The 25234-nt window shown below is 63.1% G+C and carries 24 protein-coding genes and 1 riboswitch; of the genes, 8 read left to right on the top strand and 16 right to left on the bottom strand.

The window, feature by feature from the left end:
- Nucleotides 1-71: 71 nt before the first annotated feature.
- The 5 genes from U5709_RS01890 to U5709_RS01870 all read right to left on the bottom strand — a co-directional run bounded on the left by U5709_RS01890 (nt 72) and on the right by U5709_RS01870 (nt 4680).
- Complete coding sequence (locus tag U5709_RS01890; RefSeq protein WP_321971522.1) at nt 72-878, bottom strand: HAD-IIB family hydrolase; 807 nt, start codon at nt 876-878, stop codon at nt 72-74.
- 36 nt (nt 879-914) lie between these two features.
- Entirely contained in the window at nt 915-2084 is a 1170-nt protein-coding gene (locus U5709_RS01885; RefSeq protein ID WP_321972643.1) for an ATP-binding protein, read from the bottom strand.
- Nucleotides 2085-2226: 142 nt separating this feature from the next.
- The gene (locus U5709_RS01880) at nt 2227-2988 is read right to left on the bottom strand and encodes an amino acid ABC transporter ATP-binding protein (RefSeq protein WP_321971524.1); all 762 of its coding nucleotides are present in this window, start codon (nt 2986-2988) and stop codon (nt 2227-2229) included.
- A gap of 90 nt (nt 2989-3078) precedes the next feature.
- A complete protein-coding gene (locus U5709_RS01875; protein ID WP_321971525.1) occupies nt 3079-3732 on the bottom strand; it encodes an amino acid ABC transporter permease in 654 nt (217 codons plus the stop codon).
- A 78-nt stretch (nt 3733-3810) separates the two neighbouring features.
- Complete coding sequence (locus U5709_RS01870; protein ID WP_321971526.1) at nt 3811-4680, bottom strand: transporter substrate-binding domain-containing protein; 870 nt, start codon at nt 4678-4680, stop codon at nt 3811-3813.
- A 608-nt stretch (nt 4681-5288) separates the two neighbouring features.
- Here U5709_RS01870 and U5709_RS01865 point away from each other — a divergent pair.
- Complete coding sequence (locus U5709_RS01865; RefSeq protein WP_321972642.1) at nt 5289-5861, top strand: manganese efflux pump MntP family protein; 573 nt, start codon at nt 5289-5291, stop codon at nt 5859-5861.
- Between the two features lie 138 nt (nt 5862-5999).
- Here the strand turns inward: U5709_RS01865 and U5709_RS01860 are convergent, their stop codons facing one another.
- The 5 genes from U5709_RS01860 to U5709_RS01840 form a co-directional block, all read right to left on the bottom strand.
- Nucleotides 6000-7181: a phosphoribosylaminoimidazolecarboxamide formyltransferase gene (locus tag U5709_RS01860; RefSeq protein ID WP_321971528.1), complete on the bottom strand. Its 1182-nt coding sequence runs from the start codon at nt 7179-7181 to the stop codon at nt 6000-6002.
- A 63-nt stretch (nt 7182-7244) separates the two neighbouring features.
- Nucleotides 7245-7883 (bottom strand): IMP cyclohydrolase, encoded by a 639-nt coding sequence (locus U5709_RS01855; RefSeq protein ID WP_321971529.1) that lies wholly within the window; start codon nt 7881-7883, stop codon nt 7245-7247.
- Between the two features lie 83 nt (nt 7884-7966).
- Nucleotides 7967-8052, bottom strand: a riboswitch (ZMP/ZTP riboswitch).
- Nucleotides 8053-8265: 213 nt separating this feature from the next.
- Nucleotides 8266-9561, bottom strand: a complete 1296-nt coding sequence (locus tag U5709_RS01850; RefSeq protein ID WP_321972641.1) for an ABC transporter permease — start codon at nt 9559-9561, stop codon at nt 8266-8268.
- A 182-nt stretch (nt 9562-9743) separates the two neighbouring features.
- Nucleotides 9744-10466, bottom strand: a complete 723-nt coding sequence (locus tag U5709_RS01845) for a hypothetical protein (RefSeq protein ID WP_321972640.1) — start codon at nt 10464-10466, stop codon at nt 9744-9746.
- 42 nt (nt 10467-10508) lie between these two features.
- Complete coding sequence (locus U5709_RS01840) at nt 10509-10631, bottom strand: hypothetical protein (protein WP_321971532.1); 123 nt, start codon at nt 10629-10631, stop codon at nt 10509-10511.
- Nucleotides 10632-10814: 183 nt separating this feature from the next.
- Between U5709_RS01840 and U5709_RS01835 the strand changes: the two genes are divergently transcribed.
- Nucleotides 10815-11156 (top strand): hypothetical protein, encoded by a 342-nt coding sequence (locus tag U5709_RS01835; protein WP_321972639.1) that lies wholly within the window; start codon nt 10815-10817, stop codon nt 11154-11156.
- A gap of 91 nt (nt 11157-11247) precedes the next feature.
- On the opposite strand, the gene U5709_RS01830 is transcribed toward U5709_RS01835, so the two are convergent.
- The 3 genes from U5709_RS01830 to U5709_RS01820 all read right to left on the bottom strand — a co-directional run bounded on the left by U5709_RS01830 (nt 11248) and on the right by U5709_RS01820 (nt 14472).
- Nucleotides 11248-12561: an NCS2 family permease gene (locus U5709_RS01830; protein WP_321971534.1), complete on the bottom strand. Its 1314-nt coding sequence runs from the start codon at nt 12559-12561 to the stop codon at nt 11248-11250.
- A gap of 532 nt (nt 12562-13093) precedes the next feature.
- On the bottom strand, nt 13094-13942 hold the full coding sequence (locus tag U5709_RS01825) for a DegV family protein (protein ID WP_321972638.1): 849 nt from the start codon (nt 13940-13942) through the stop codon (nt 13094-13096).
- An 80-nt stretch (nt 13943-14022) separates the two neighbouring features.
- Nucleotides 14023-14472 carry a MarR family winged helix-turn-helix transcriptional regulator gene (locus U5709_RS01820; RefSeq protein WP_321971536.1) on the bottom strand — a complete coding sequence of 150 codons (450 nt, stop codon included), beginning with the start codon at nt 14470-14472 and terminating at the stop codon, nt 14023-14025.
- Between the two features lie 363 nt (nt 14473-14835).
- On the opposite strand from U5709_RS01820, the gene U5709_RS01815 reads away from it, so the two are divergent.
- The 4 genes from U5709_RS01815 to U5709_RS01800 all read left to right on the top strand — a co-directional run bounded on the left by U5709_RS01815 (nt 14836) and on the right by U5709_RS01800 (nt 18932).
- A complete protein-coding gene (locus U5709_RS01815) occupies nt 14836-15360 on the top strand; it encodes a hypothetical protein (protein ID WP_321971537.1) in 525 nt (174 codons plus the stop codon).
- 299 nt (nt 15361-15659) lie between these two features.
- Nucleotides 15660-16232, top strand: coding sequence for a hypothetical protein (locus U5709_RS01810; RefSeq protein ID WP_321971538.1), 573 nt, complete (start codon nt 15660-15662; stop codon nt 16230-16232).
- 194 nt (nt 16233-16426) lie between these two features.
- A complete protein-coding gene (locus U5709_RS01805) occupies nt 16427-18193 on the top strand; it encodes an energy-coupling factor transporter ATPase (RefSeq protein WP_321972637.1) in 1767 nt (588 codons plus the stop codon).
- Entirely contained in the window at nt 18186-18932 is a 747-nt protein-coding gene (locus U5709_RS01800) for an energy-coupling factor transporter transmembrane component T (protein ID WP_321971540.1), read from the top strand. The genes U5709_RS01805 and U5709_RS01800 overlap by 8 nt, the downstream gene beginning before the upstream one ends.
- Nucleotides 18933-19279: 347 nt before the next feature.
- Here the strand turns inward: U5709_RS01800 and U5709_RS01795 are convergent, their stop codons facing one another.
- The 3 genes from U5709_RS01795 to asnS all read right to left on the bottom strand — a co-directional run bounded on the left by U5709_RS01795 (nt 19280) and on the right by asnS (nt 22859).
- Entirely contained in the window at nt 19280-19774 is a 495-nt protein-coding gene (locus U5709_RS01795; protein ID WP_321971541.1) for a hypothetical protein, read from the bottom strand.
- Between the two features lie 316 nt (nt 19775-20090).
- Complete coding sequence (locus U5709_RS01790) at nt 20091-21338, bottom strand: CapA family protein (RefSeq protein WP_321972636.1); 1248 nt, start codon at nt 21336-21338, stop codon at nt 20091-20093.
- Between the two features lie 111 nt (nt 21339-21449).
- Nucleotides 21450-22859: an asparagine--tRNA ligase gene (gene asnS, locus U5709_RS01785; protein WP_321971543.1), complete on the bottom strand. Its 1410-nt coding sequence runs from the start codon at nt 22857-22859 to the stop codon at nt 21450-21452.
- A gap of 108 nt (nt 22860-22967) precedes the next feature.
- Here asnS and pyrE point away from each other — a divergent pair, with 108 nt between their 5' ends.
- Together pyrE and U5709_RS01775 are read left to right on the top strand one after the other, a co-directional pair.
- A complete protein-coding gene (gene pyrE / locus U5709_RS01780) occupies nt 22968-23630 on the top strand; it encodes an orotate phosphoribosyltransferase (RefSeq protein WP_321971544.1) in 663 nt (220 codons plus the stop codon).
- Between the two features lie 250 nt (nt 23631-23880).
- Nucleotides 23881-25050 (top strand): hypothetical protein, encoded by a 1170-nt coding sequence (locus U5709_RS01775; RefSeq protein ID WP_321972635.1) that lies wholly within the window; start codon nt 23881-23883, stop codon nt 25048-25050.
- Nucleotides 25051-25234: the final 184 nt, after the last annotated feature.

Raw genomic sequence — 25234 nt, 5'->3', positions numbered from 1 at the left:
GTCCCCTTTCTGCAGCGGTTTGGGGACAGTCCCCTTTCTGCAGCGGTTTGGGGACGGGCCTGTTTGCGCGGCTAGATAAGGCCGAAGTGCTCCAAGGCGGTTGCCACGCCGTCGTCCTCCACGGCGTCGGTCACGTAGTCGGCGAGCTCCTTCACGTTGTCGTGCGCGTTGCCCATCACCACGGCCACGTCGGCCGCCTCAAGCACGGCGAGGTCGTTCTCGGAGTCGCCGAAGGCATACACGCGCGACGGCTCAAACGGCAGCGCGTCGATGAACGCCCGCGCCCCCACCGCCTTGCTCGTGCCGGGGATGGCCAGCTCGTGGAAGCCGCCGCCCACGTTCATGTAGTGGTAGTTGGACATGAGGAACTCGCTCGACTGCACGACCTCGAGGCTCGTGTCGTCGAAGTCGATCTTGCCGAAGGACTGCTCGCCGCCGCGGGCGACGTAGTCCTCGAAGAACTCGAGGCCATGCAGGATACGGCAGAAGCTCGAGTCGCGGTCGCCGCTCACGATGACGCAGCCATACGTGCCCTCTACCAGCGCTTCCATGCCGATGCGCCGCATCTCGGCAAGCGACGCCTCCCACAGCTCGGGCTCGATCACGCGATCGTAGACGACCCTGTCGCCGTACACGACGTGCGTGCCGTCGAGCGTAACCGCCCCGGCGAAGGGCGCGGCCGCCATGAGCTCGCCGATGCCGAGGATGCTGCGCCCCGTGCAGAGCGCCGCCACGTTGCCCGCCGCGACGAAGCGCCGCAGCGCATCGGCCACGCGCGGCGTCGGCACGCTGGTCGGCCCCGTCACGGGATCGCGATACGTCAGGGTTCCGTCGACATCAAAGAACGCCACCACGGGCGCCGAAGCAGGCTCAGCCATTTCTTCTCCCTTAAACCCCATCCATGGGAAACCTTACTAATACGTCAATCCAAACGCCCAGAGTGGCACGACGTTGCCGTGCCCATACTCGATGTCATCCTTAACCACATAGCCACGCTCGACGTCTTTGAGCTGGTCCTGGGTCTTGCTCTTGCCGCCGACCTCAAACGTCGCTCCCTGAATCTCAAAATCCGACTGCCCGGATGCCGTCACGGGATACTTCACGCGCATCTGATTGAAGAAGAACGTCTCGCGCACATTGCCGATGTCCAGGTTTTCGCCCCCCAGAACATACATGATGTTTGGGTTGTCCAGGTAGATCTTCTCGACCTTACCAAGAGCCCCCAGTCCAGAAGCGCCCGTACGCAGCTGAGCAATCATACCGGCCTTCTCCATGTACAGGAGATAGTCCTCCATGCTGTTGCGGCTTGCTTGAATCTGGCTTGCCAGCTTCGTCATGTTGGGTTTGAACGGCGCAAGCGTGCTGACGATGGACATCAGCTTGAGGAGCTTTCTCCCCGTTGCCGCGGTCATCTCCGCAAACTGGGGAATATCGGACTCGAGCGTGCGCACAATGACCTGTTCGAGCTCGGTCTCAAAATCCAGATCGGTACCGAACGGATAATAGCCTCGACGAAGATAGTCTTTGAACAGAGGGAGCGGGTGCTCGACCTCGGGAAGAAGCCGACCGCCGGCCAAGATCTGGTCAAGCGAGAGGCACGGGCCCTGGAGTCCATAGACAATCGCCAAATACTCGCGAAACGAGAGGCCCTGGAGCACGTATTTGGGCGCACGGCGGCTCAGATCGGCCTGGCCCTTCTCGATATCTAGGACCGACGAGCCGGTAAAGTACACGTGAAGCCCGGGCAGAGAGTCGTACATGGCCTTGAGCTCGCGAGACCATTCGGGATACTTGTGCACCTCGTCGATATAGAAGTACCGGCCCCCATTTCGCACCAAGTCCTCGGCGACATCAAACAGGGAATGGTCGGTAAAGTACATGTTGTCGGCCGAGACGTACAGGGCCTCGTCGGTCGCATGCGATTCACGCAGATGCTGCAACATCAGGGTCGTCTTGCCAACACCCCGCGGGCCGACGATTCCCAGCATGCGGTTGTCCCACTTGATCTGGTCGTATAGATACCGATGGAACTCAACAGGCATCTGATCAAGTAGGCGATACATAGCCTCGTATAGGCGTTGCATACAAACTCCTGTCTGGATAAATACAAAAACGCACTGTCACAGTGCGATTTTAACAAGAAAACGCACTGTCACAGTGCGTTTTTCTCGATAAATCGCACTGTGACAGTGCGTTTTTACATCAATGCAGGTAGACAACGCAACTCTACGCGCTGCGCTGCGCCAGGAAGGCGCGAGTGCGCTCCTCGCGCGGGTTGTCGATGACCTCGCGGGCCGGTCCCTGCTCCACGATGACGCCGCCGTCCATAAAGACGATCCGGTCCGCGACCTCGCGCGCAAAGCTCATCTCGTGCGTGACGATGACCATCGTCATGTTCTCGGCGGCCAAGCCCTTGATCACCTTGAGGACCTCAGCCGTGAGCTCGGGGTCAAGGGCGCTCGTGGGCTCGTCAAAATAGACGATCTGCGGATTCATGGCGAGCGCCCGGGCAATGCTCGCGCGCTGCTGCTGGCCGCCGGAGAGCTGGCAGGGGACCTTCACCTCGTTGCCGGTGAGCCCCATCTTGGCAAGAAGCGCGCGGGCCTGCTCCTCCACCTCGGCGCGGTCGCGCTTCTGGACGCAGATGGGGGCGTCCATCACGTTGCGCAGCACGCTGAAGTGCGGAAACAGGTTGTAGTTCTGGAACACGAGGCCGAAGCGCAGGCGGGCCTCGGCAAGGATCTTCTTGTCGCCATAGACGCCGTCGCGGCACACGGCGAGGTCGCCGTAGGAAAGGTCGCCGGCGTCCTGCTGCTCGAGCAGCGTCATGCAGCGCAGCAGCGTGGACTTGCCGCCGCCGGACGGGCCGATGATGGCCACGACCTCGCCGGGGTTGACCTCCATGTTGATGTCGCGCAGGACCTCGACGTCGCCGAAGCACTTCTTGAGGTGGTCGACCTTGACCACAGGCGCGTTGTTCTCAGCCATTCTTTCCTCCAAAAACTGCAAAGGGGACAGTCCCTTTTTCAGGTGTCGCAAACCTGCAAAAGGGACTGTCCCCTTTGCAGGTTTAGCCGGCTAGTCGTGGTAGTAGTCGAGGCGACGCTCGAGGCGACCGGCCACGAGGTCGATGACGAAGTTGGCCACCCAGTAAAACGCGGCGGCAATGACAAACGGCACCATGCTTACCTGCGAGGCCACGAGTTGCTTGGCCACGGTGAACATCTCGATGACGCCGATGGAGAACGCGAGCGACGTGTCCTTGACCAGCGTGATGACCTCGTTGGTCACGCTCGGCAAGATACGCTTGACGACCTGCGGGAGCACGATGCGCACGAAGGTCTGCGCAAGCGAATAGCCCAAGATCTCGGCCGCCTCGTATTGGCCGCGCGGGATGGACTGAATGCCGGAGCGGTAGATCTCGGCGAAGTAGGCGGCGTAGTTGATGATGAACGCCACGATGGTCGCGTACCACTTGCTGTCGGTGGTCAGGCTGATACCGAACACGTAGTATGGCGCGAAGTAGATTGCGAACATCTGCAGCATGAGCGGGGTGCCGCGCATGATGGAGATGTACGCGCGGGCCACGAGCGCCAGCGGCTTGAACTTGCTCATGCGCGCGAAGGCCACGAGCATGCCGAGCGGCAGCGAGCCCACGAGCGTGAAGGCGAAAATCTGCAGGCTGACCAGAAAGCCCTGGCCGAGCATGCCCGTCATGGTGGCGAAGTCCAACGCACTCCCCTTTCAAAAGCGCAAAGGCACCGTCGCCCGGGCGGGGCGGCGGTGCCGGCGCGAACTAACGTGACGCGGCTACGCGAGGCACCAGTTGCTGTAAGAAATACCCTGGTCGGCGTACTTGTCGCAGAGGGTCTTGACGAAGCCCTCCTGGTCGAGGAGCGCGAGCGTCGCGTTGACGGCGTCGGCGGTGTCCTCGTCGCCCTTCTTGAAGCCCACGGCGTAGTGCTCGCTGGAGAGGGTCTCGGTGAGCTGCTCATAGGCGTCGGGCTTGGCCGCGATCTGGTAGGCGGCGATAGAGAGGTCGCAGGCCACGGCGTCGACGGCGCCGGACTCGAGCTGCATGAAGGCGGTGTTGTAGTCGCTGATGGTCTCCAGCTTGGCGAAGGTCGCGTTGAGCTCGGCCTGGGTGGCCTCCTCACCGGCGAGTACGTTGTAGGCAGCGGAGTCGACCTGGGTGATGACGGTCTTGCCCGCCAGGTCGGCGAAGGCGGAGAGGCCCGCGCCCTTCTTTACCACGACGACCTGCGCGTTGATCATGTAGTTCTGCGAGAAGGTGTAGTCGTTCTCGCGGCCCTCGACGGTGAAGCCGTTCCAGATGCAGTTGATTGCGCCGGAGTCCATGAGGGTGTCCTTGGCGTCCCAATCGATGGGCTCGAGCTGGATCTCCCACCCCATGCGCTTAGCGACTTCCTGGGCGAGCTCCAGGTCGAAGCCGGTGTAGGAGCCGTCATTGCCCACGTAACCGTAGGGCGGATAGGCAGAGTCGAAACCGACGATGAGATTGCCCGTTGCGACGGCGCACTTGTCGTCGCCGGCGCCGGTCTGGTTGCTGCTGCTCGCGGTGGAGCCGGAGGTGCTGCTACCGCAGCCGGCCAGGACGGCGGAGGCGGCGACGGTGCCGAAGGCCGCGAGGAACTCGCGACGGTTCATGTTGAGCTTCATAACGTATGTTCCCTTCCCTGGGAGCCCGGGACGCCGGCTTCCGGCTGCCGCGCGGGCGCTTTACTCTGCTAAAGTGCAATGAAGAGGACTATACGCTTTAGCGCACTAAAGCACAAGGCGCCTGCCGAGCGTTTCCAAGGCCGAAACACGGGGCGCGGCCCCTTCTCGGCGGGTGCGCCGCGGTCGCCGAGTATCAAACCCTGCAGTTGGGGTCAAAATCGCGCCCAATTTTGACCCCAACTGCAGGGTTTGACGCCATGGCCCCGCGCGCAACAAGTTCAAGCTGGGCTGGAAGCAGCTCAAAGAAGGCCTCAACAAGCGCTACGGCGCCCTGCTCCTAGCCGAGGACTAGCCAGGCGGCGCAAAGCTCACTTGCCGCGCGCGCCCCAGTCGTGCTACCCTGCCAAACGTACTTGAGGGAGTAGTCGCAGCCGGCAGGATCGGTTGCGGCAAGTCAACATACTGGTGGCGGTTCGTTCGCCTACCTGGCTTGCCTTAATGAACGAGACTCGTATATCGCGCAGGGGGCGCGGTGGCGGGTCTTTTTTGTTGGCCAGGATCGCGGGGGATGAGGCTCCCGGCGACCCGGCCCGAGCGAGAGGGACATCATGGATCTGTGGGAGCTTTTACTGTTGGCCGTCGGGCTTTCGATGGACGCGTTCGCCGTCTCCGTCTGTAAGGGCCTCGGCATGAAGAAGATCGACGTCAAGGTAGCCGTGGTCCTCGGCCTGTTCTTCGGCGGGTTCCAGGCGCTCATGCCCATCATCGGCTGGGCGCTCGGCAGCCAGTTCATGTGGCTCATCGCGCCCATCGACCACTGGATCGCCTTCGTGCTTCTCGCCTACATCGGCGGAAAGATGCTCTGGGACGCCACCCACCCCGACGGCGAGGAAGAAGAGGGCGAGAAGGGCGACGTGCGCATCGACCTCAAGGAGTTCTTCATGCTCGCCGTGGCGACGTCCATCGACGCGCTGGCCGTGGGCATCTCCCTTGCGGCGCTCTCCGTGGACATCGTCCCGGCGGCATCGCTCATCGGCGTCATCACGTTCTCGCTCACCATCGTGGGCGTCGTCGTGGGCCACTACTTTGGCTCGCGCTACGAGAAGCCCGCCTCCATCGTCGGCGGCTGCGTGCTCATCTTCATCGGCCTCAAGGTCCTCGTGCAGCACCTGTTCTTCTAGCGGCGCGCAGACTGGCAGGCCCAGCGCGAGGGGCCGCAACGAATGACCCGCGAGATAAAAACTCAAGGAAAAAACTGCCCGCCGGTCCTGGACCGACGGGCAGGCGTGTCAGACGCGCAGCTAGTTAGCGAAAAGCGCCTAGTGGTGGAAGAGCCTCATGTGGGTGAAGGCCATGGCCATGCCGTACTTGTCGGCGGTCTCGATCACGTTGTCGTCACGCACCGAGCCGCCGGGCTGGGCGATGTAGGCCACGCCGGACTTGTGGGCGCGCTCGACGTTGTCGCCAAAGGGGAAGAAGGCGTCGGAGCCCAGCGCCACGCCGGTCTGCGTGGCCACCCAGGCGGCCTTCTCCTCGCGGGTGAGGGCCTCGGGCTTCTCGGCAAACCACTTCTGCCACTCGCCCTCGGCCAGCACGTCGTCGTGCTCGTCGGAGATGTAGACGTCGATGGCGTTGTCGCGGTTGGCGCGACGGATGCCGTCGACGAACTTCAGGCCGAGCACCTTGGGGTGCTGGCGCAGGTACCAGGTATCGGCCTTGTTGCCGGCAAGGCGGGTGCAGTGCACGCGGCTCTGCTGGCCAGCGCCCACACCGATGGCCTGGCCGTCCTTGACGTAGCAGACCGAGTTGGACTGCGTGTACTTGAGGGTGATGAGGGAGACGATCATGTCGCGACGGGCAGCCTCGGGGATGTCCTTGTTGGCAGTGACGACATCGCTGAGCAGCTCTTCGTTGATCTGGAAGAAGTTGTGGCCCTGCTCGAAGCTGATGCCAAAGACGTCCTTGGTCTCGGTTGCGGGGCAGACGTAGTCGGGGTCGATCTGCACGACGTTGTACTTGCCGCCCTTCTTGGCGGAGAGGATGGCCAGCGCCTCGGGGGTGTAGCCAGGGGCGATGATGCCGTCGGAGACCTCGTGCTTGAGGTAGAGGGCGGTGCGCTCGTCGCAGACGTCGGAGAGTGCCGCCCAGTCGCCGTAGGAGCTCATGCGGTCGGCGCCGCGGGCGCGGATGTAGGCGCAGGCGATTGCGGAAAGCTCGCCCTCGTCGTCAACGAAGTAGATCTGCTTGTCGGTCTCGGACAGCGGCAGGCCCACGGCCGCACCGGCAGGCGAAACGTGCTTGAAGGACGCGGCGGCGGGAAGGCCCGTGGCCTCCTTGAGCTCGCGCACGAGCTGCCAGGAGTTCAGGGCGTCCAGGAAGTTGATGTAGCCGGGCTTGCCTGCAAGCACGGTGACGGGCAGCTCGGAGCCGTCCTTCATGTAGATGCGGGAGGGCTTCTGGTTGGGGTTGCAGCCGTACTTGAGCTCGAGCTCAGATGCCATGGGGTTCTCCTTTACGGATTTGCGGGGGATGGGACCTGCAAAAGGGACTGTCCCTTTTGCAGGTTAGTCGCCGAGGTGCTTGTTGAAGAGGGTGACGGTGCCGGACACGTTGGCGTACATGCTCACCTTGTTGTCGGCGTTGAGCGCGGCCCAGGCGTCCGCGGGCTCGGCGGGAAGCGCGACCTCCAGCGGCTCGCCGGCAAAGGTGGGCAGCGGGTTGCCGTCGCCTTGGTAGGTGGAGATGAAGTAGCCCACGCCCTCGTCGGCGCCCTCGTAGGCAAAAAACTCGCGCAGGCACCGGCCGTTTGCCTGGTGCTTCAGGATGGAGATCTGGAAGGAGCCGTCCTCGTTGATGACGGCGCTGATGCGCGGGGTGAAGTTGGGGTCGTCGGGCTCGAACTCGCGGGCCATGCAGCCGGCGACAAAGTCGCCCTTCTCCACAATGGTGTCGGTCTGATCACCGTTGGTGACCACGAGCTTGTTGCCCATGGTACGGACCGGGTGGTAGATGATGAGGCTCGGGTCCTCCAGAAGCGCCGGGTCGTGGGCCTGGGTCTGGATGCCGTCCTCGGTGGCCACAAAGACGCGGTTGCGAGAGTTCGTGCTGCGGCCCATGATCCAGTAGTAGACCACGTCCTTGCCCACCACGATGCCGCGGCCGGGGTACGGGTTGTTGCTCAGGAGCTCAGTCAGTTCTTGCATCGGCGCATCCTTTCGGTAAGGAACCGCTCATGGCGTCGGGACTTGCCGTCAAAAAAGAAGGCAAGCCACCCCTCGTGCGGAGAACGGCTTGCCCAGACGGTCGGCATGATATTGGTCGCGCTGCTCCCCCGCGGTCTCCCGCGCTTACCCGTCAGTCACAGCGTGCTATATACGGGCTGCATTGTAGCAGGGAGCATGCGTGCCGCGCGCCCGGCAAGCCGCCTATTTACCGACGATTCGCAAGTATTCCACGCAGTAGACGCGAGGCGCGCTCCTCGGCTACACGCCTGCTGTTTGGGGACAGTCCCCAAACAGCAGGCGGGCCATCCCCTACTCCGCGGACTTGAGGGCACCGACCATGTCGATGCAGCCGAGTCTGCGGTTAGTCAGCGCGTTCACCGCGACGGTAAAGGCAAAGGCGGGCGCCGCAGCGATGATATACGTCGGCCACGCCACCACCGTGTCGAAATACAGCGACGGTATCTTGAGCGCGGCGGTCAGCCCACGTGTGAGGAAGTACCCGGCCGGCAAGCCCACAAGAACGCCGACGCCGGTAAGAATCAACGTCTCTTTGTTGATGTAGGCATGGACCCCGCGGCACAAGAACGCGAGCGCCGCGGCAAGAATAATGACCACGTAGACCACGGTGTTTATAAGGGTAGGGGCGCTCGAGAAGGCCGTTTTGCTCCGCAGCCTTGCTAAAGGCGGCCTTGTAGGCGAACTCGCTCATATAGATAAAGTCGCCCAGGTAGCTCATGGCGACGCCCGTTGCCTCGGCCTCGGCCAGGGTCGCGTCCTGCACGTGGATCGCGTCGCCCACGGCAAGGCCCATGAGCTGCTCGGCGCTCTTTGTGATGATGCAGCCGGCCTCGCCGATCGAAAGCTGCGCGCCCGAATCGTCGGCGAGCCCGATGTAATCGGGGAGGTCGCAGCCATCGGGCACCACATAGAGCGCCACGGGCTCCGACGATTGCCCGAAGCTCGCGGTAAGGCTGTCGACGCAGATGCGCTGGAGCTCCGCGACGCGAGCATCGGCCGCGAGCTCGCCGGAAACGGCGTCGAGGTCGTCGTAGTTGGTCACGGCCAGGACGTCGTAGCGCTGCACGCCGGCGTCGCCGTATTGGCGCCCCGAAAGTGAGAGCACCGTGTCGCGGATGCCGAAACCGCAGATCAACAGGGCCACGCAGCCGGCGATGCCGAAGACCGTCATGAGGGAGCGGCGCTTATAGCGGAAGATGTTGCGCGCCGTGACCTTGTTGAGGAAGCCCATGCGGCGCCAAACGAGGCAGATGCTCTCGAGCAGGATGCGGCTGCCGGCCTTTGGTGCCTTCGGGCGCATGAGGAAGGCCGGCGACTCGCGCAGCCCGAAGGCGCAGGTAGCGATAGTTGCGCCCATGATGCCGGCCGCGAGAAGCACGATGGCCGCAGCCGAATAAACCATGTCGACGTGGTAGGTAAACGCCGGCAGCGCGTACATGGTCGAGAAGATGGTGAAGATAATGGCCGGAAGCACGATGAAGCCGAAGAAATCGCCGATAAGGCCGCCGGTCAGGCACGCCGCGCCCACATAGACCGCGTAGTTGGAGAGGATCCGCCCGCGCGAGTAGCCGAGCGCCTTGTACAGGCCGATGAGGCCGCGGTCCTGCACGTACCACGTGGCGTCCTCGACGTCTGCCACCTCGACACGCGCACCGGCGATCTTGCCCGCGCCTCGGAGCTCTTTGAGTCGAGCGTGGACTGCGCGTCGGCGAGCTCGGCGATGCCGTCGTCGACCTGCTGCGCGATCGACTCGGACTGCTCGCTCCAGACCTGCGCTTTGGCAAGAGCCTCGGCATCCTCGGAAAGACCAGCCAAAGCTCCCTAGAGCTCCGCCTTCTTCGTGGCATAGTCCTCGGCTGCGGGGTCGAGGGCGGCCAGTGCACTCTGTGCCTCGGCCCGGCCCTGCGCGAACTGCTGGGCAACGGCGTCCTCGACCTTCTGCTTGGCCGCAGCGACCTGACCGTCGCGGGCGCCCTGCGCCTGCGCGATGCCGTCCTCGAGCTGGGCCATACCGTCAAGGAGCTGGGCTTCGTTGGCGTCATGCTCCGCTTGCGCGTCGTCTATTTCCTTTTGGCCGTCGGCGATCTTTTGGTTGGCCGTGGCCTCGGCCTCGTCGATGGTCGCGTTGGCGTCCGCGCGGATGCCGTCGCCGCGGGCCGCCCGGCGCTCCTCGCGCACACCCTCGGCGCGCTGCTTCACGGCGTCAACCATGCCCTCATGCTCGTCCGAATAGCACAGCGGGGCGTCGGCACCAGAAACAGCCAGGTAAACCACGGTGTAAACGTCGGTCTCAACGTTGTCGTCGGTCACGAAGAAGGCATACTGAGCGCCGCCGCTCGACCGAAACGAGATCGTGCCCTCGCCCGCGTTGACGTCCTGGCGGTCGAGCACGATGGCCGAGATCTTGTATTCCTTGCGCGCAAAGATCGTGGTACCGGCCGCATCGGCGTCGGTGTCGACGTCCACGTCGATGGCGTCGTCCTCGGCGTCGTCCTCGGCGTCGCTCGAGGCCGCGTTCGTCTCGCCGCTCGTCGCTCGGTCCATGCCCCCGAGGATGTTCAGCGCCGTGGTCTTGCCGGCGCCGGACTAGCCGAGAATGACGGCGAGCTCGCCTTTCTCGATGCAAAACGTCGCGCCGTCCAGAGCGTTGATTTTTGTCGCGCCCTCGCCGTAGCTGCGCACGACGTCGCAAAACTCGATGTAGGACATAACGAACCCCTATCTCACCAGCGTTTATCCAAAGTATAAGGGTGTCGCCGCAAATAATGGGACGAAGGGACTGTCCCCTTGTCTTGTTAAGTAATTTATGCTCGCGGATTTGATGCGCTATTGATTCGCTTGGGTGCGCACAATAGCCCTGCGTTAGTCGCCACAATCAAAAGGAGGTCCGCAATGAGCACCAACAACGAGCAGGTCAGGCAGCTGAACGAGAACGAGCTTGAGCAGGTCAACGGTGGTCACAAGGAGTACCAGTACGCGGACAAGACCGGCAAGTACTACAAGGCCGTCGGCGCCCGCTGCGCACTAGACTGGAACAATGCTTACCTGTGCCCGAGGTGCGGCAACCCTGTTCACAGAGGCATGTTCAACAAGTTCTACTGCGATCCGTGCGACTGCAACTGGTACTTCGAGTACCACTTCGCCAACAGCCTCAACCTCTCGAACGGCTTCTGGAAAGAGATTGCCGCCGAGGAGTACTACAGGGTCTATCCCGAGGTCGATGAATCCAACTGACCCAACTAACGGCGGCGAACAGCGGCGAACCAAAAACGAGGCGGAGGGACAGCCCCTCCGCCTCGTTTATTGTTTTATGCAAGAAGCGGCGCTACGACACGAGGAAGTAGACCACGAAGGCAGCGGCGGCAACCCACATGAGCGGCTTGATCTGCTTGCCGTTGCCCATAAAGAGGGCGACGACCACGTAGGAGATGAAGCCGAGGCCGATGCCGGCCGAGATGGAGTAGGTAAACGCCACGCCGATGCAAATCATGAAGGCCGGGAAGCCCTGGGAGATGTCGGACCAGTCGATGTCGGCAACCTCGGCCATCATGAGGTAGCCCACGTAGACCAATGCGCCGCAGGTCGCGGCGCTGGAAACGCAGGCGACGACCGGCGAGAAGAACGCGGCGAGGATGAAGAGCACGCCTGTTGAGACCGAGGCGAGGCCGGTGCGGGCGCCATCGGCGGCGCCGGAGGACGCCTCGACGAAGGTCGTGATGGACGAGACGCCAAAGAGGCCGCCGGCAGCCGCGGCGGCAGAGTCGACGAGCAGGATCTCGCGGATGTCCTCGACGTTGCCGTCCTCAGTGAGGAAGTCGCCTTGGTTGGCGACGGCCATCGCGGTGCCCATGGTGTCGAAGAAGTCGCTCATCAGAAGCGAGAACGCCACGACGAGCAGGGTCGGGTCGGTGAGCACCTTGACGATGGCGATGCTGCCGTCGGAGGTGGCTGCGAAGGGCGCGCCGAAAGTGGAGATGTTAAGCGGGGCTACGAGCGCGGTCGGGGTCTGCGTCACGCCCAGGGGGATGCCCAAGATCACGGCCACGATGATGCCGATGAGCAGGGCGCCCTTGGTCTCGTTGGCGGCCAGCGCAACCGTCACGAGGATGGAGATGACGCCGACGATGAACGAGGGCGAGGTCACATCGCCGATGCTGACGAGGGTTCCGTTGCCGGTGACGATGATGCCGGCGTCGACGAGACCGATCAGGGCAATGAAGAAGCCGAGGCCAACAGAGATGGCGCGGCGCAGCACGACCGGGATGGCGTCCATGATGGCCTCGCGCAGTCCGCAGACAACGAGCAGCAGGATGACGATGCCCTCGAGGAAGATGACGCCCATGGCGATGTGCCAGTCTCCGCCGCACAGCGTGGTGGTGATGCCGGCGACCATAGCGTTGATGCCGAGGCCGGACGCACAGGCGAGCGGGCGGTTGGCGAAGAGGCCCATGCAAATGGTCATGATACCGGCGCCCAGACAGGTCGTGCACGCCAAGGCCGCGGCGTCAATGCCCGCGGCGGAGAGCACCGACGGGTTGACGGCGATGATGTAGGCCATCGCGAGGAACGTGGTCAGGCCGGCGCGGAGCTCCGTGCCCACCGACGAGCCGCGCTCGCTAATGTGGAAGAACTTGTCCATGAACCCTCTTTTCGAACGGAATGCAAAACGCAGAACGGTCCAGAAGTTAATCACAATGCCATTAATCAATTGAATGCGCAGCGCAAAAAGTACCCAGATTGCAACCTGCGGGAAAAGTAGAAGATTGCTGTTCGTAGAACTCGAGCTCTCTCGGCGAATTTGGCCTTGCCATTGGCGTTGCGCGCCGCAAATCAGCGGCAATGGCCCTCGATCCCCTGCATAACATCGCCCTCCAGCGACGTGCGGCCGCCGTCCGCGGGCCCAGCGCGGCCCCGCGCGCACAAAACCGGGGATGGCGGCAGTTTTCCAGGAGCCGCCCGAGTACACGAATTTCGGGCAGCCCGTCTACCTGCGGTTTTATTGAGCGCAAAACACGGCATACTCAGAAGGTCCGCGGAAAACTGCCGCCATCCCCGATTTTTTGCAGCAGTCGGACCGCAGACGCCATTATGCGGGCGGTCGTTGGCCACATTACTGGCGTTTCTCGAGATTCGCGGAGGGACGCGGGCGTTTTTGACCGCGGCCGGCTCGCCTAAGCCTTAAAGAACGCCAGCGCCACGGCGCCGGGGCCCACGTGCGTGCCGATGGTGGCCCCGACGGTGTGGACGGGCAGGTCGCCCTCCGGGAAACCCGCCTCCCAGATGCCGCGCGAGTCGTCGATGTATTTGCGCAGCAGCTTGTCGGAGAGGCCCGCGTAGGCAAGCGCCACCGGCATGTCGAAATTGATGCCGCCTGCAGCCATGACCTGCTGGTTCAGCAGGTTTCGGCCGTTCTTAGAGCCGCGGGCCTGCCCGAGCAGCTTGACCGCACCGTTCTCGACGGTAATTACGGGTTTGACGGAAAGAAGCGACCCCACGCCGGCGGCCGCGGCGCCGATGCGCCCGCCGCGCCGCAGGTACTCGAGGGTGTCGAGCAGCCCGACGACGCAGATACGGCTGCGCGCGGCCGTAAGCTCGTCGGCAATCTGCACGGCCGTGAGGCCCTCGGCAGCCAGATGCAGCGCATACTCCACGAGCACCCGCTCGCCCACGCAGACGCTCATGCTGTCCACCACGCGCACGACGACCTTGGCCTCGGCGGCGGCGGTTATCGCCGACTGGTTCGTGCCCGAGAGCGCTGACGACAGCGTGACGCACACGACGTCGTCGCCCGCGGCGTAGGCCTCCTCGAACGCCTGGATAAACGCATAGGGGTTAACCTGCCCGGTCCGGGGCAGCTCGTCGCCCTCGACCAGCAGCTCGTAGAAGCGCTCGTGGGAAAGGTCGACGCCGTCGGAGTAGTTCTTCTCGCCGAAGCTCACGGAGAGCGGCAAGACGACGAGACCCTCGTGCTCGCCGGGCAGGATGTCGGAGGCGGAATCGGTGATGATGCGTACAGACATGGGTATCCCTTCTGCTCCGGGCATAGCGGTGACGCGGCTGGGTTTTTGCAGGTAGATGGGCTGTTGGGGCGCGGTGCGCCTTACACGGAGATGTTCTTCAGCTGCTCGAGGACCGACGAGAGGGACTTATACATCGCCTCGCGGTTCTCCGCCGAAAGGCCGCTGCCGGCCGCGGAGACCACGTTGCGGATGATGTCGTCGACCTCAACCATGACGGCGTGGCCCTTCTCGGTGAGGCGCAGCGGCGCGCGATATCGGCCGTTGGAGGGACCGTCGTCCTCCCCCACTTCGATGAAACCCTCGGCAGAAAGACGGCACACCACGCGCGAGACGGCTGCGCGGTCGATGCCAGCGAGACGCGCGAGCTCGGCCGAGGTCAGGCCCTCGGGGTGCTTCTGGAGGTTGTAGACGCACATCAGGTCGCCCGCGCGAAGCCCGAAACGGGCCAGCTCGGCGGTCTTGATGCGCTGGATCTCCTTCTCGATGGTGGCGATCAGGCCGACGAAATCCTCGAAACGTTCCTCGAACATGGTCCTCTCCTCGCGGCGGCGCGGCATAGGGTTGCTACATGACTTGTTGACCTCTCAACAATAAAGGCACGCCCGTTGATTGGTCAACAGGCGCATCTTTTATACACATATGAGTGGACAAAGGGACAGTCCCTTTGTCCACTTCGTAAGCGAAAGGTTTGTGGAGATGCGCCTCTACCTGCAGCGCATTTGCGTTATAGTTTCGAGATGTTCGCGGCTCGAGCGCACGGGCCGACGGACGCACCGCCACATACGCGCCGCGAGACATTAAATGTCGCCCCTCCACTGTCGGACGGAGGGGCGGCATTTCTTTATGCGGGCCCGTGGCGCCGAGAAAAGCATGGCCGAAAGGAGCCGCCCTTTATGCAGTACAAGTGCATGCCGCAAAGCAGAATCGAGTCCATCGTCTTCACCGCCATCACCGCGTTTTTCATGGTCTACTTCATGACCTTGTACAACACGGTGCTTGCGACCGGCGAGTTCTACAACCGCACGTTCCTCATCGCGCTGCAGAGCATGTGGCTCGAGTACGTGCTCATCTTCCTGTGCGCGTACTTTATTTCGGGGCCCGTGGCCAAGCGCTTCGCGTTCCAGGTGGTGCGCCCCGGAGACCGACAGATCTACGTCATCATGGCCATCCAGACGTTCACTGTGATCTGCCAGGTAGCGCTCGCGTCGATCCTAGGCGTTTGGCACGGCTACGGCTTCACGCGCCAGCTCCTGCCTGACTACATCATGACCTACTGCAAGAACTTCATCATGGCCCTGCCGCTGCAGCTCATCATCGTGGGGCCGCTCTCACGCGTCGTCTTCCGCGCCATCTACGGCCGCGCCAAGCAGAAGCGTCTGGACGCCGAGGACGAGGCGGCCCGCAAGCACACCGCCTAAGTGGACAAAGGGACTGTCCCTTTGTCCGCTTCGTTGCCCGTTCACAAAGCGTTAACGCAATGTGGGTTGCGTCAACGCGCGGGGACGCGCTATGGTGGCCACACGCGCAAGCACACGACGACCAAAAGAGAGGAGCGCCAACATGTTCAAGTCCCAGAACAACAACTGGTGGTGGCGCAACTCGATTTCGGTCGGTCGATCGTGAGTCTTCTCGCGCCATAATTTCGCGAACACAGAAGGGCTCCCGGTTTGACCGGGGGCCTTTTTTGTTCACCAATCACCCAGTTAGGAGAAACACCATGTCCGAGAACGCCAACCAGCAGCAGGCCCGCACCATCGAGACCGTCGACCACGGCAAGCTCGACCTCAAGGCGCTCACCCTCTACGCCATCCTTCTTGCCGCGGGCTTCGTCCTGAACCTGACCGTCTCCAAGTTCTTCAGCGGCCTCACCGGCGGCATCCTCTCCCCCGAGTTCATTATCGCGGCCTTCTGCCTGGAGATTCTGCTCATCAAACCCAACGTCGGACAGGCCGCCGTCATCGGCCTTCTCGCCGGCGTCGTGATCCAGATCACCGCCTCCGTCAAGGGCCCCGACCTCATCGCTGAACCCGTCGCCGCCGTGGTCATGGCCCTTCTCGTCTCGACCCTCGGCAAGACCGGCGCCAAGGCGGGGCTCCCGCTCGTCGGCACCTTCGTGGTCACCTTCATCTCCGGCATGATCTACGCCGTCATCTTCGCCTGCTTCGTGCAGCGCAACCCCGCCCTCATCGGCGTCATGGCCCCCGTCGTGGCCGCGACCGGCGTCTGCAACGGCATCATCGTCGCCGCGCTCTACCTGCCCGTCCGAAGCGCGCTCAAGCTGGGCGAGTAGTTTTTGCGGAGCCTGGGCCCGCAACTGGTGACAGGTTGCCTGCGGTTTGGGGACAGTCCCCTTCTTGCACACGCCTGCTTGCTGCGGCCTCGTCGCCGAATCGTTGGACAAATTACTTGCAACGACGGTTCGTGTGCAAAAAGGGGACTGTCCCCAAACCGCAGGCGCACGGCATCTACGAAGAAAGGCGCGCAATGAGCGCAGACCAAGCACCTATCATCGAGCTCCGCGACGTGAGCTTCTCCTATAGCGCCGAGGGCGCCCCCGCCCTCTCCCACGTGAGCCTCGCCATCAACGAAGGCGAGTTCGTGGGGGTTATCGGCCCCTCGGGTGCCGGCAAGTCGACGCTCGCCGCCGCGCTCTCGGGCGCCATCCCCCACCACTTTGCGGGCAAGCTCTACGGTGCCGTGCTGGTGGGCGGCCGCGACACCTGCGAGGTCTCTCTCACCGACATCTCCGCCGTCGTCGGCAGCGTGCTGCAGGACATCGACGCCCAGATGGTGGCCTCGGTCGTCGAGGACGAGATGCTCTTTGGCCTCGAGAACTTCGGCGTTCCGCACGACCAGATCGAGTCCCGCATCGAGGGCGCCCTGCAGACCGTCGGCATCGCCCACCTGCGCGACCGCGAGATCGCTACGCTCTCCGGCGGCCAGAAGCAGAAGGTGGCCATCGCGGCCATCCTGGCGCTGGCCCCGCGGGTGCTCGTGCTCGACGAGCCCACGGCGGCCCTTGACCCCGCGAGCTCCACGATGGTCTTCGAGACCCTGCGGCAGGTGAACCGCCTGGGCGGCATCACCGTGGTGGTCATCGAGCAGAAGGTCGCGCTGCTGTGCAAGTACTGCAAGCGCGTCCTTGTCGTCTCCGAGGGCGAGCTCGCCTTTGACGGGGAGCCGCACGAGGTCTTCGGCCACCCCCGCGAGCTGCGCGCCCTGGGCGTTGACAGCCCCCGCGTGGCGAGAATCGCCAACAGCCTGCTGGAGCACGGCGCCATCGAGCGCGTCGAGCGCCCGTGCCTGAACGTGGAAGAGTGCGTGGAGCTTATCGCGAGGACCGTAAGCGGCCTGCCAAGGGTGACAGTCATTGGTGGCAGGCAAAGCGTACCTGCCACCAATGACTGTCACCCTTGGCAGGCAGCCGATGCCGTGGTGGACGTCCGCGACGTCTGCTTTGCCTATCCCAACCAGGGAGACTCCGTCTCTGGCCTGAACCTTCAGGTCTACCCCGGCGAGCTCGTGGGCATCATCGGCCAGAACGGCGCCGGCAAGACCACGTTCACCAAGCTCCTGAACGGCCTTCTGCAGCCCAAGTCCGGCAGCATCCGCATTGTCGGCATGGACACGCGAGAAGTGCCGACGAGTGCCATCGCCGCCCAGTGCGCCACGCTCTTCCAGAACCCGGACCGCCAGCTCTGCAAGGACACCGTGCTCGAGGAGGTGGCCTTCGGCCTCACGCTGCACGGCACGCCCGAGGCCGAGGCCCGCGAGCGCGCGGCCGAGGTCATCAGGCGCTTCGACCTGCCGGCCGACGAGTCGCCCTTCTCGCTTTCCCGCGGCCAGCGCCAGATGGTTGCCTTGGCCAGCGTCGTCGTGCTCGACCCCGAGGTCGTTCTGCTCGACGAGCCCACGAGCGGCCTTGACTACCGAGAGTGCATGACCGTCATGGAGACCGTCCGCGAGATGGCCGAGCGCGGCTGCGCCGTCATCATGGTCTGCCACGACATGGAGGTCGTGAGCGACTTCGCCGAGCGGGTGGTGGTGATGACCAAGGGCAAGATCGCGGGCGCCGGCGACGCCGACGCCATGTTTGCCGACGACGAGCTCATGGCCGCCGCCTACGTGGAGCCCCCGCAGGTAAACGCCCTCTCAAAGAAGCTTGCGGCCACGGTCAGCCCCGCGTTTGCGGGCGTGACCCAGGTCTCCGGCATCGTCGACATCGTGGAGGAGATGATCAAGCGTGGGTAGCGTCATCGACTACATCCCCGGCAACTCCCTGCTGCACCGCCTGAATCCCGTGACCAAGCTCGCGCTGGCCGCGGCCATCATCATCGCGACCTTCCTGGGCGACACCTACGCCCTGCTGCTCGCGCTTCTCGTCCTGACGTTTGCGCTGGGCGCCTACGCCAAGGCCTCGCGCGGGCTGGTCTCGCTGGCAAAGCTCATGGTGCCGCTGGCGATGGTGATGCTGGTGCTGCAGACGGCCTTCATCCGCACCGGACAACCGGTCTTTGCGTGGGCCACCATGGACGGCCTGGTCACGGGCAGCAAGGCGGGTCTGCGACTTCTGGGCGTGGCGCTGCCGCTGATCCTGATGCTCAGCGTGACCAAGCTGAACGACCTGGCAAACGCCGTGGTCGAGGTACTCCACGTGCCGTACCGTTACGCCTTTACCTTTACGACGGCGCTGCGCTTCGTGCCCGTATTCAGTCAGGAGATGAACGCGATCATGGAGGCACAGACGGCCCGCGGCGTGGAGTACGACACCAAGAACCCCATCAAGAAACTGCAGCTCATGCTGCCTTTGTTCGTGCCGTTGCTTGTAAGCTCCGTCGGCAAGACGGACGCGACGGCCTTGGCCGCCGAGCAGCGCGGCTTCTACCTGCGCACGCGCGAGAGCAGCTACAAGCGCTATCCGCTGCGCGCCGCCGACTTCGCCGTTCTGGCCTGCTGCGCAGGGCTCATCGCGCTCGGCGTGCTGTTTTAGGGGTTCCGGCGCCGCGACGAAGGGCTTTCGCGACGTCTAAGGAACCAAAAGTCGTCGAGTGCGCACCTTAATTTGAGCCGTATGAGTAGCCCGGCGATATGCGCCCGCATTTCCGCAGGTCACCGCATCGTCATATTCCGAGATACTCGAAGGGCCGCAATTAAGGTGCGCACTCGACGAGTTTTGTGCGATTCCGTCGCCGATCGCGGCTCAAAACCACTGGGCAGCGCAAAAATCTCAACATGCGCGGCAAAGTGAGAGGACCGTCGCCTAGCTGAGCACCTCGCAGAGGCTCACCGCGAGCAGATGCCTTCCGCCTGAGCGCAGCGGTATTCTGCGGTTCCTGATTAAATGATTTGGAAGTGTTGACGCAGCAGCAGCCATCTGCTCACCAGCGGAAGCCCCTCGTCGAGCTGGGGCTCGGCCTCCAAATCCAGCTGTTCCTTGGCGACTTTCGCGCGGACGCGCGAGAGCGTGACGGGGGTCATGCCGAGAAACGACGCGACTTGATAGTGACGGACCTTGTAGATTGCGCCAGGGTAACTCTTAAGAAACCACAGGTAGCGACCCCTGTTGTCGCAAACCTGGAGAACGTTGCGGTACTCCATCTGGAACTCCAAGGTCGCAAGGACGATATCGTTCCATGCCTTCATGACCGAGGCGTTGCTGGACGCGGCGCAGAGAAGGTCGGAGGCCTCGCAGCAGAGGAACTCGGAGTCGCCTAGCACCTCAGTAGAGCATACCGACGGCGCACCAAGATTCACATTGGCCGCGGCAGGCGTCCCGCGCCAAAAGCTAAAGCACTCGGTCGTCTTCTCGCCATCCGACGAGAGGGAGAACATGCGATAGCCGCCACTGACGAGCAGGTAAGCCTCGCTGAACGGCTTATCTTACTCATAAATAAGCGTGCCATCGGGAACCTTCTTGAGGGTAAAGATCTTGGCAAGAATCTCGCGAGCCTCGTCGCCATCGACCTTGATAACGCTTGCGATTAGACCTGAATCGATCAAGAGCCCCCCGTTTACGCACGTGTGCGCTTCAGCCAACTTTGTAATTTTGCCTCCCGCGAAAGACCTGCTTCAATATCAAATGTTAATAATGGCGACTCAATTCGCAGGTCAGCCGGGGGGATGAACAATCGGTCGGTGCGCCTCTTGCCTAGTCGATGGCCGGCACGAATTCGCAGGTCTCGGGGTCGAATCCGTCGCCCAAGCGGCCGGCGCAGAAGTCGACGCACCAGGCGCGCGAGAAGCCCGAGCAGCCGGTGTCGTTGCGGATGGCGTTGGCGGCGGCGAGGTCTTCGGTGTAGTCAACGAGCTTATACGTGGTGAGGCCGGGGCCGTAGATCTTGTGCGTGACGAGCGGCGTCAGACGCGCCTCCTCGACCTCGACGTCACCGTCCGAGAAATCGATGATCACGCGGGCCAGGCCGCCGATCATCGAGTCCATGCGCGACATCGTTGACACGAAGTTGCCGAGCGACCAGTACACGGGAACGACGCGGCCGTCGGAAGCCTCAAGCCACTCGCAGGTCTGCATGACATGCGGGTGGTTGCCGAAGATGACCGTCGCGCCGAGGTCGATGAAGCGCTGGGCCCATTCGCGCTGGAAGTCGTTGGGGCCCTCGGTGTACTCCTCGCCCCAGTGCGGGCAGACGATGATGGCCTCGGCGCCGGCCGCCTTGGCCGCGGCAAAGTCGGAGTCTACCTGCTCGTCGGTGAGCATGCGCGTGCACCACGGCGCGTCGGAGGGCAGATCGATGCCATTCGTGTCCTGCGTGAAGTTGAGGACGGCGACCTTGTGGCCGGCGAGCTCGATGACTGGCACGACGGCAGCGGCCTCCGCCGAGTCGGCGATGCCCGTGACCACGGTGTCCGGGAAGTGCTCGCGCCAGTACGAGAGCTCGGACTCGATGCCGGTCATGCCGCGGTCGAGCACGTGGTTGTTGGCGTGGAGAATAATGTCGAAACCGGCCGCGACCTCGGCGTCCGCGAACTCCTGCGGGCTGTTGAAGCTGGGGTAGCCGGAGAACTCGAGGCTCTCGCCGCCGAGGATGGTCTCTTGGTCGAGCATCGAGAGGTCGAGGGCCTGGATGTCGTCGCGGACGTGGTCGAACAGGGCATCGTAGTTGCGCGTGCCGTCGTCCTGGACGCCGCTTTTCCACACGTAGGTGTGCACGAGGATGTCGCCGACCATGCCGATGGTCACGGTGGCGTCGGGAGCCGTCGTCGCGGTGTCGACGCCGTTGGCTGCCGCGGCCTCGGGGGTGCCGCGGTCGTAGACGACCTCCTTGGACGCCGAGGCGTCGGTCTCGGTTGAGGCGTTCTTGGCAGCCGAGCAGCCGGCAAGAAGCCCGCAGCCCAGGGCGGCCACGAACGAGCGGCGAGTCAGATTTGCGTTTGTCATCTGGTGCTCCATTGTCCTCGTGCTTCTTGCTGATTGAGGGCGCCGCAAAAGTTGGCGCGCGGCTTGCGGCTGCGCGGCTTGCGGCTGCGCGTCGCGACGACTCGCCACGGCCTAGAAGTCCGCGTTGCCCACGGTGCGCGGGTGCGGCAGGACGTCGCGGATGTTGTCCACGCCCGTGAGGTACATGACCAGGCGCTCGAAGCCCAGGCCAAAGCCAGCGTGCTGGCAGCCGCCATAACGGCGCAGGTCAAGGTAGTACTTGTACTGCTCGGGGTCCATGCCAAGCTCGCGGATGCGAGACTCCAGCACGTCCAGGCGCTCCTCGCGCTGGGAGCCGCCGATGATCTCGCCGATGCCCGGGACCAGGCAGTCCGCGGCGGCCACGGTCTTGCCGTCGTCGTTCAGGCGCATGTAGAAGGCCTTGATGGCGGCCGGGTAGTCCGTGACGAAGGTCGGGCGGCGGAAGTACTCCTCGGTGAGGTAGCGCTCGTGCTCGGTCTGCAGGTCGGCGCCCCAGCTCACGGGGTACTCGAACTGCTTGCCGGCGGCCTGCGCGTCTTCCAGGATCTTGATGGCCTCGGTGTAGGTCACGCGCGCAAAGTCGGAGCTGGCCACGTGGTTCAGGCGCTCGAGCAGGCCCTTGTCCACGAACTTGTTGAAGAAGTCCATCTCATCCGGGCACATCTCCAGCACGTAGTTGATGGCGTACTTGAGCATCTCTTCGGCGCAGGCCATGTCGCCGGCCAGGTCGCAGAAGGCAAGCTCGGGCTCGACCATCCAGAACTCGGCGGCGTGGCGGCGGGTGTTGGAGTTCTCGGCGCGGAAGGTGGGGCCGAAGGTATAGACGTCGCCGAACGAGAGAGCGAAGTTCTCGGCCTGGAGCTGACCGGACACCGTGAGGTTTGCGGCGTGGCCAAAGAAGTCCTGGGAGAAGTCAATCTCGCCCTTCTCGGTGCGCGGCAGGTTGTTGAGGTCAAGGGTGGTCACGCGGAACATCTCGCCTGCGCCCTCGGCGTCGGAGGTGGTGATGATCGGCGTGTTGACGTAGACGAAGCCGCGCTCCTGGAAAAAGCGGTGGATGGCGAAGGCGGCCACGCTGCGCACGCGGAAGACGGCGCGGAAGAGGTTGGTGCGGCTGCGCAGGTGCTGCTGGGTGCGCAGGAACTCGCGGGTCTGGCGCTTCTTCTGCATGGGGTAGTCCGGAGCGGAGGCGCCCTCTACCTCGATCTTCTCGGCTTGCAGCTCAAAGGGCTGCGGGCGGTCCGGGGTGAGGCAGAGCTCACCGGTGAAGGAGAGCGCGGCGCCCACGGACTGGGCAATGGTGGAGTCGTAGAGCTCGTCGCCGAGCTTCTCGCGGTTGACGACGACCTGCAGGTCCTTGAAGCAGCTGCCGTCGTTTAAGGTGACGAAGCCGAAGTTCTTCATGTCGCGGATGGAGCGGACCCAACCGGCGACGGTGACGGTCTGGCCGCCCAGCGCGTCGGCGTCGGCGTACAAGCTGGCAATGGTGTTGCGGTCCATGGAACCCTCCTGGGTTGCTTTGATATTTGACTTGTCTACGGTACCCCAAAGGCGCGCGAGCGGCTAGAATCGATGCAGCATAAGACCCTGAACGGCAGGAGGCCGCCCATGGAACAGTACAAGCGCGAGTTCATCGACTTCATGGTCGAGAGCAATGTCCTCAAGTTCGGCGAGTTCACCCTGAAGAGCGGTCGCAAGTCGCCGTTTTTCATGAACGCCGGCGCCTATGTGACCGGCTATCAGCTTAAGAAGCTCGGCGAGTACTACGCGCAGGCCATCCACGACAACTTTGGTGACGACTTTGATGTCCTCTTCGGGCCGGCGTACAAGGGCATCCCCCTGGCCGTCGTGACCGCCATCGCCTACAGCGAGCTGTACGGCAAGGAGGTCAAGTACTGCTGCGACCGCAAGGAGGCCAAGGACCACGGCGCCGACAAGGGCAACCTGCTGGGCTACCAGCTGCAGGACGGGGACCGCGTGGTCATGGTCGAGGACGTGACAACCTCCGGCAAGTCCATCGACGAGACCTACCCCAAGGTTATGGCAGCCGCAAACGTCGAGGTCAAGGGGCTTATCGTCAGCCTCAACCGCATGGAGGTCGGCAAGGGCGGCGTCGTGACCGCCCAGCAGGAGATCCAGGAGAAGTACGGCTTCCCGGTGGCGAGCATCGTGAGCATGGCCGAGGTAGTCGAGGCGCTTGACGGCAGCCTCATCACGCCCGAGCTGCACGCCGCCATCGACGAGTACTACGCCCAGTACGGCGTGAAGTAGCCTCAGGCACGTCCACAAAACGCAATCGGGCGCCCGTCGGTCCAACCGGCGGGCGCCCGATTGCGCTCCGTTGGCACCGTCTTAAACATCTCTGCGTTTTAATTCGGAATGCCTGGGTATAACTAGCTATCCAGCAAAGCTGACCTGCGGTTTTTCCAACTCAATTTGGGCTTCTACTCATGTTATCCAAATTAAAACGCAGAGATGTTAATTCAGATGTCCATGGAGGCTTCGTCGAAGGGAGAAACGCGTGGATACGCTCATCTGCAGCGTCTCTGCCTTCCGTTTTTGGAGGGTACCGCCCATAGTTCTTCTGCTTGCCATCGGTTCCGTCGACGATCCGAACCTGCGCGGCAAGATCGACTCGACTAAGCTCGAGCAATTACAGCTCAAGCTTGCCACGGCATCGCCGTTCAGCTCCAGCATCAATTATGGGTCGTCTTGGCGCAGGGCCGGCTCCGATGCACGCCGCGTCAAAGAGGCGCTGCCGCTGTTTGCCCCATGGGCGCAATCCCCTATCGACGTGCTCGTGAAGCAACATCGCAACTGCCACAGCTCCGGGCTCATCCATCCATGCCTCTGGAGCGCCGACCTGCCGTCGGGCTCGACCATGGAGCTAACCGAGGACATCTCCGTCACGCGCCCGGAATTCACCATGCTTCAACTCGCAAGCCAGGTAGACCTCATATCGACAGTCCTTCTGGCCTCCGAACTCTGCGGCTCGTTCTCGGTTTACCGCGCACCAACGTGCATCGCAAATGCTCTGCAGGCGCTTCTTAACCGTGGGGAGCTCCCCATAATCGATGGTTGGCAGCCGTCGCTCAGCAACGGCAAGCTCACCGACCTCTGGATGAGACCCCCGCTCATCCACCCTACTGACCTCGCCTTGGTTGCAAGCAGGTCCGACTCCCGCCGCGGGTGCCGTCGTCTCGCAAAGGCTGCGTCGCTCGTACTGCCCGGAGCTGCCTCGCCGTTCGAAGTCCAAACAGGAATGTTGTTGGGGCTCCCAAGAAACCTCGGTGGAGAGGGCCACAAAGACATCCGGCACAACGAGAGGATAGACCTCTCGGCCGAAGCCAGGCTGTTGGCGGGGCGCGATTATTGCTTGTGCGACCTGTATTGGGAGAGCGGACTGGACGTCGAGTGCCAAAGCGCCCAACACCATGACAACGCAGATAGCTTCATATCGGACTCCGACCGAACCGCAGCTCTAAAGCTGATGGGGATCGAGGTGCTGCCCGTCACCTTCGGGCAGCTCAAAAGCGCGCGACGATTTAAGGCGCTCTCCCACGCAGTGGGATACAGCCTCGAAACCAAACAGCGCCCCAAGACCCAAAAGGAACTTGAAGCGGCTGAATCGCTCAGAAACAGGGTCCTAATTGACTGGGGACAGCTTCCAGATCTAGTTTTTGCGGACTGAATACGACATCTCTGCGTTTTAATCTCAACTTGCAGAGTAGCACCGTACATTGCCCCTCAACCAACTGGGAAAACTTCCTCCGCTCCAAGCGTCCTACTTGGTAAGTCCGAATTAGAACGCAGAGATGTTTAACAAGGCAACGTTTTAGCAGCTATAAAGGCCGAAAAAGGCCCGGCAACCGGTA

It is taken from the genome of Paratractidigestivibacter sp., from assembly GCF_963660155.1.
Classification (GTDB): domain Bacteria; phylum Actinomycetota; class Coriobacteriia; order Coriobacteriales; family Atopobiaceae; genus Paratractidigestivibacter.
The sequence above is the reverse complement of the archived record's forward strand: the minus strand, read 5'-3'. Positions and strand labels throughout refer to the sequence as shown.

Excerpts from the sequence above, each read along its gene's own strand:
- U5709_RS01880 (WP_321971524.1), bottom strand. The coding sequence starts at position 2,988 with ATGGCTGAGAACAACGCGCCTGTGGTCAAGGTCGACCACCTCAAGAAG.
- U5709_RS01815 (WP_321971537.1), top strand. The coding sequence starts at position 14,836 with ATGCAGTACAAGTGCATGCCGCAAAGCAGAATCGAGTCCATCGTCTTC.
- U5709_RS01835 (WP_321972639.1), top strand. The coding sequence starts at position 10,815 with ATGAGCACCAACAACGAGCAGGTCAGGCAGCTGAACGAGAACGAGCTT.
- U5709_RS01840 (WP_321971532.1), bottom strand. The coding sequence starts at position 10,631 with ATGTCCTACATCGAGTTTTGCGACGTCGTGCGCAGCTACGGCGAGGGC.
- U5709_RS01885 (WP_321972643.1), bottom strand. The coding sequence starts at position 2,084 with ATGCAACGCCTATACGAGGCTATGTATCGCCTACTTGATCAGATGCCT.
- U5709_RS01795 (WP_321971541.1), bottom strand. The coding sequence starts at position 19,774 with ATGTTCTCCCTCTCGTCGGATGGCGAGAAGACGACCGAGTGCTTTAGC.
- U5709_RS01810 (WP_321971538.1), top strand. The coding sequence starts at position 15,660 with ATGTCCGAGAACGCCAACCAGCAGCAGGCCCGCACCATCGAGACCGTC.
- U5709_RS01860 (WP_321971528.1), bottom strand. The coding sequence starts at position 7,181 with ATGGCATCTGAGCTCGAGCTCAAGTACGGCTGCAACCCCAACCAGAAG.
- U5709_RS01865 (WP_321972642.1), top strand. The coding sequence starts at position 5,289 with ATGGATCTGTGGGAGCTTTTACTGTTGGCCGTCGGGCTTTCGATGGAC.
- U5709_RS01820 (WP_321971536.1), bottom strand. The coding sequence starts at position 14,472 with ATGTTCGAGGAACGTTTCGAGGATTTCGTCGGCCTGATCGCCACCATC.
- U5709_RS01805 (WP_321972637.1), top strand. The coding sequence starts at position 16,427 with ATGAGCGCAGACCAAGCACCTATCATCGAGCTCCGCGACGTGAGCTTC.
- U5709_RS01890 (WP_321971522.1), bottom strand. The coding sequence starts at position 878 with ATGGCTGAGCCTGCTTCGGCGCCCGTGGTGGCGTTCTTTGATGTCGAC.
- U5709_RS01790 (WP_321972636.1), bottom strand. The coding sequence starts at position 21,338 with ATGACAAACGCAAATCTGACTCGCCGCTCGTTCGTGGCCGCCCTGGGC.
- asnS (WP_321971543.1), bottom strand. The coding sequence starts at position 22,859 with ATGGACCGCAACACCATTGCCAGCTTGTACGCCGACGCCGACGCGCTG.
- U5709_RS01855 (WP_321971529.1), bottom strand. The coding sequence starts at position 7,883 with ATGCAAGAACTGACTGAGCTCCTGAGCAACAACCCGTACCCCGGCCGC.
- U5709_RS01830 (WP_321971534.1), bottom strand. The coding sequence starts at position 12,561 with ATGGACAAGTTCTTCCACATTAGCGAGCGCGGCTCGTCGGTGGGCACG.
- U5709_RS01845 (WP_321972640.1), bottom strand. The coding sequence starts at position 10,466 with ATGGACCGAGCGACGAGCGGCGAGACGAACGCGGCCTCGAGCGACGCC.
- U5709_RS01825 (WP_321972638.1), bottom strand. The coding sequence starts at position 13,942 with ATGTCTGTACGCATCATCACCGATTCCGCCTCCGACATCCTGCCCGGC.
- pyrE (WP_321971544.1), top strand. The coding sequence starts at position 22,968 with ATGGAACAGTACAAGCGCGAGTTCATCGACTTCATGGTCGAGAGCAAT.
- U5709_RS01870 (WP_321971526.1), bottom strand. The coding sequence starts at position 4,680 with ATGAAGCTCAACATGAACCGTCGCGAGTTCCTCGCGGCCTTCGGCACC.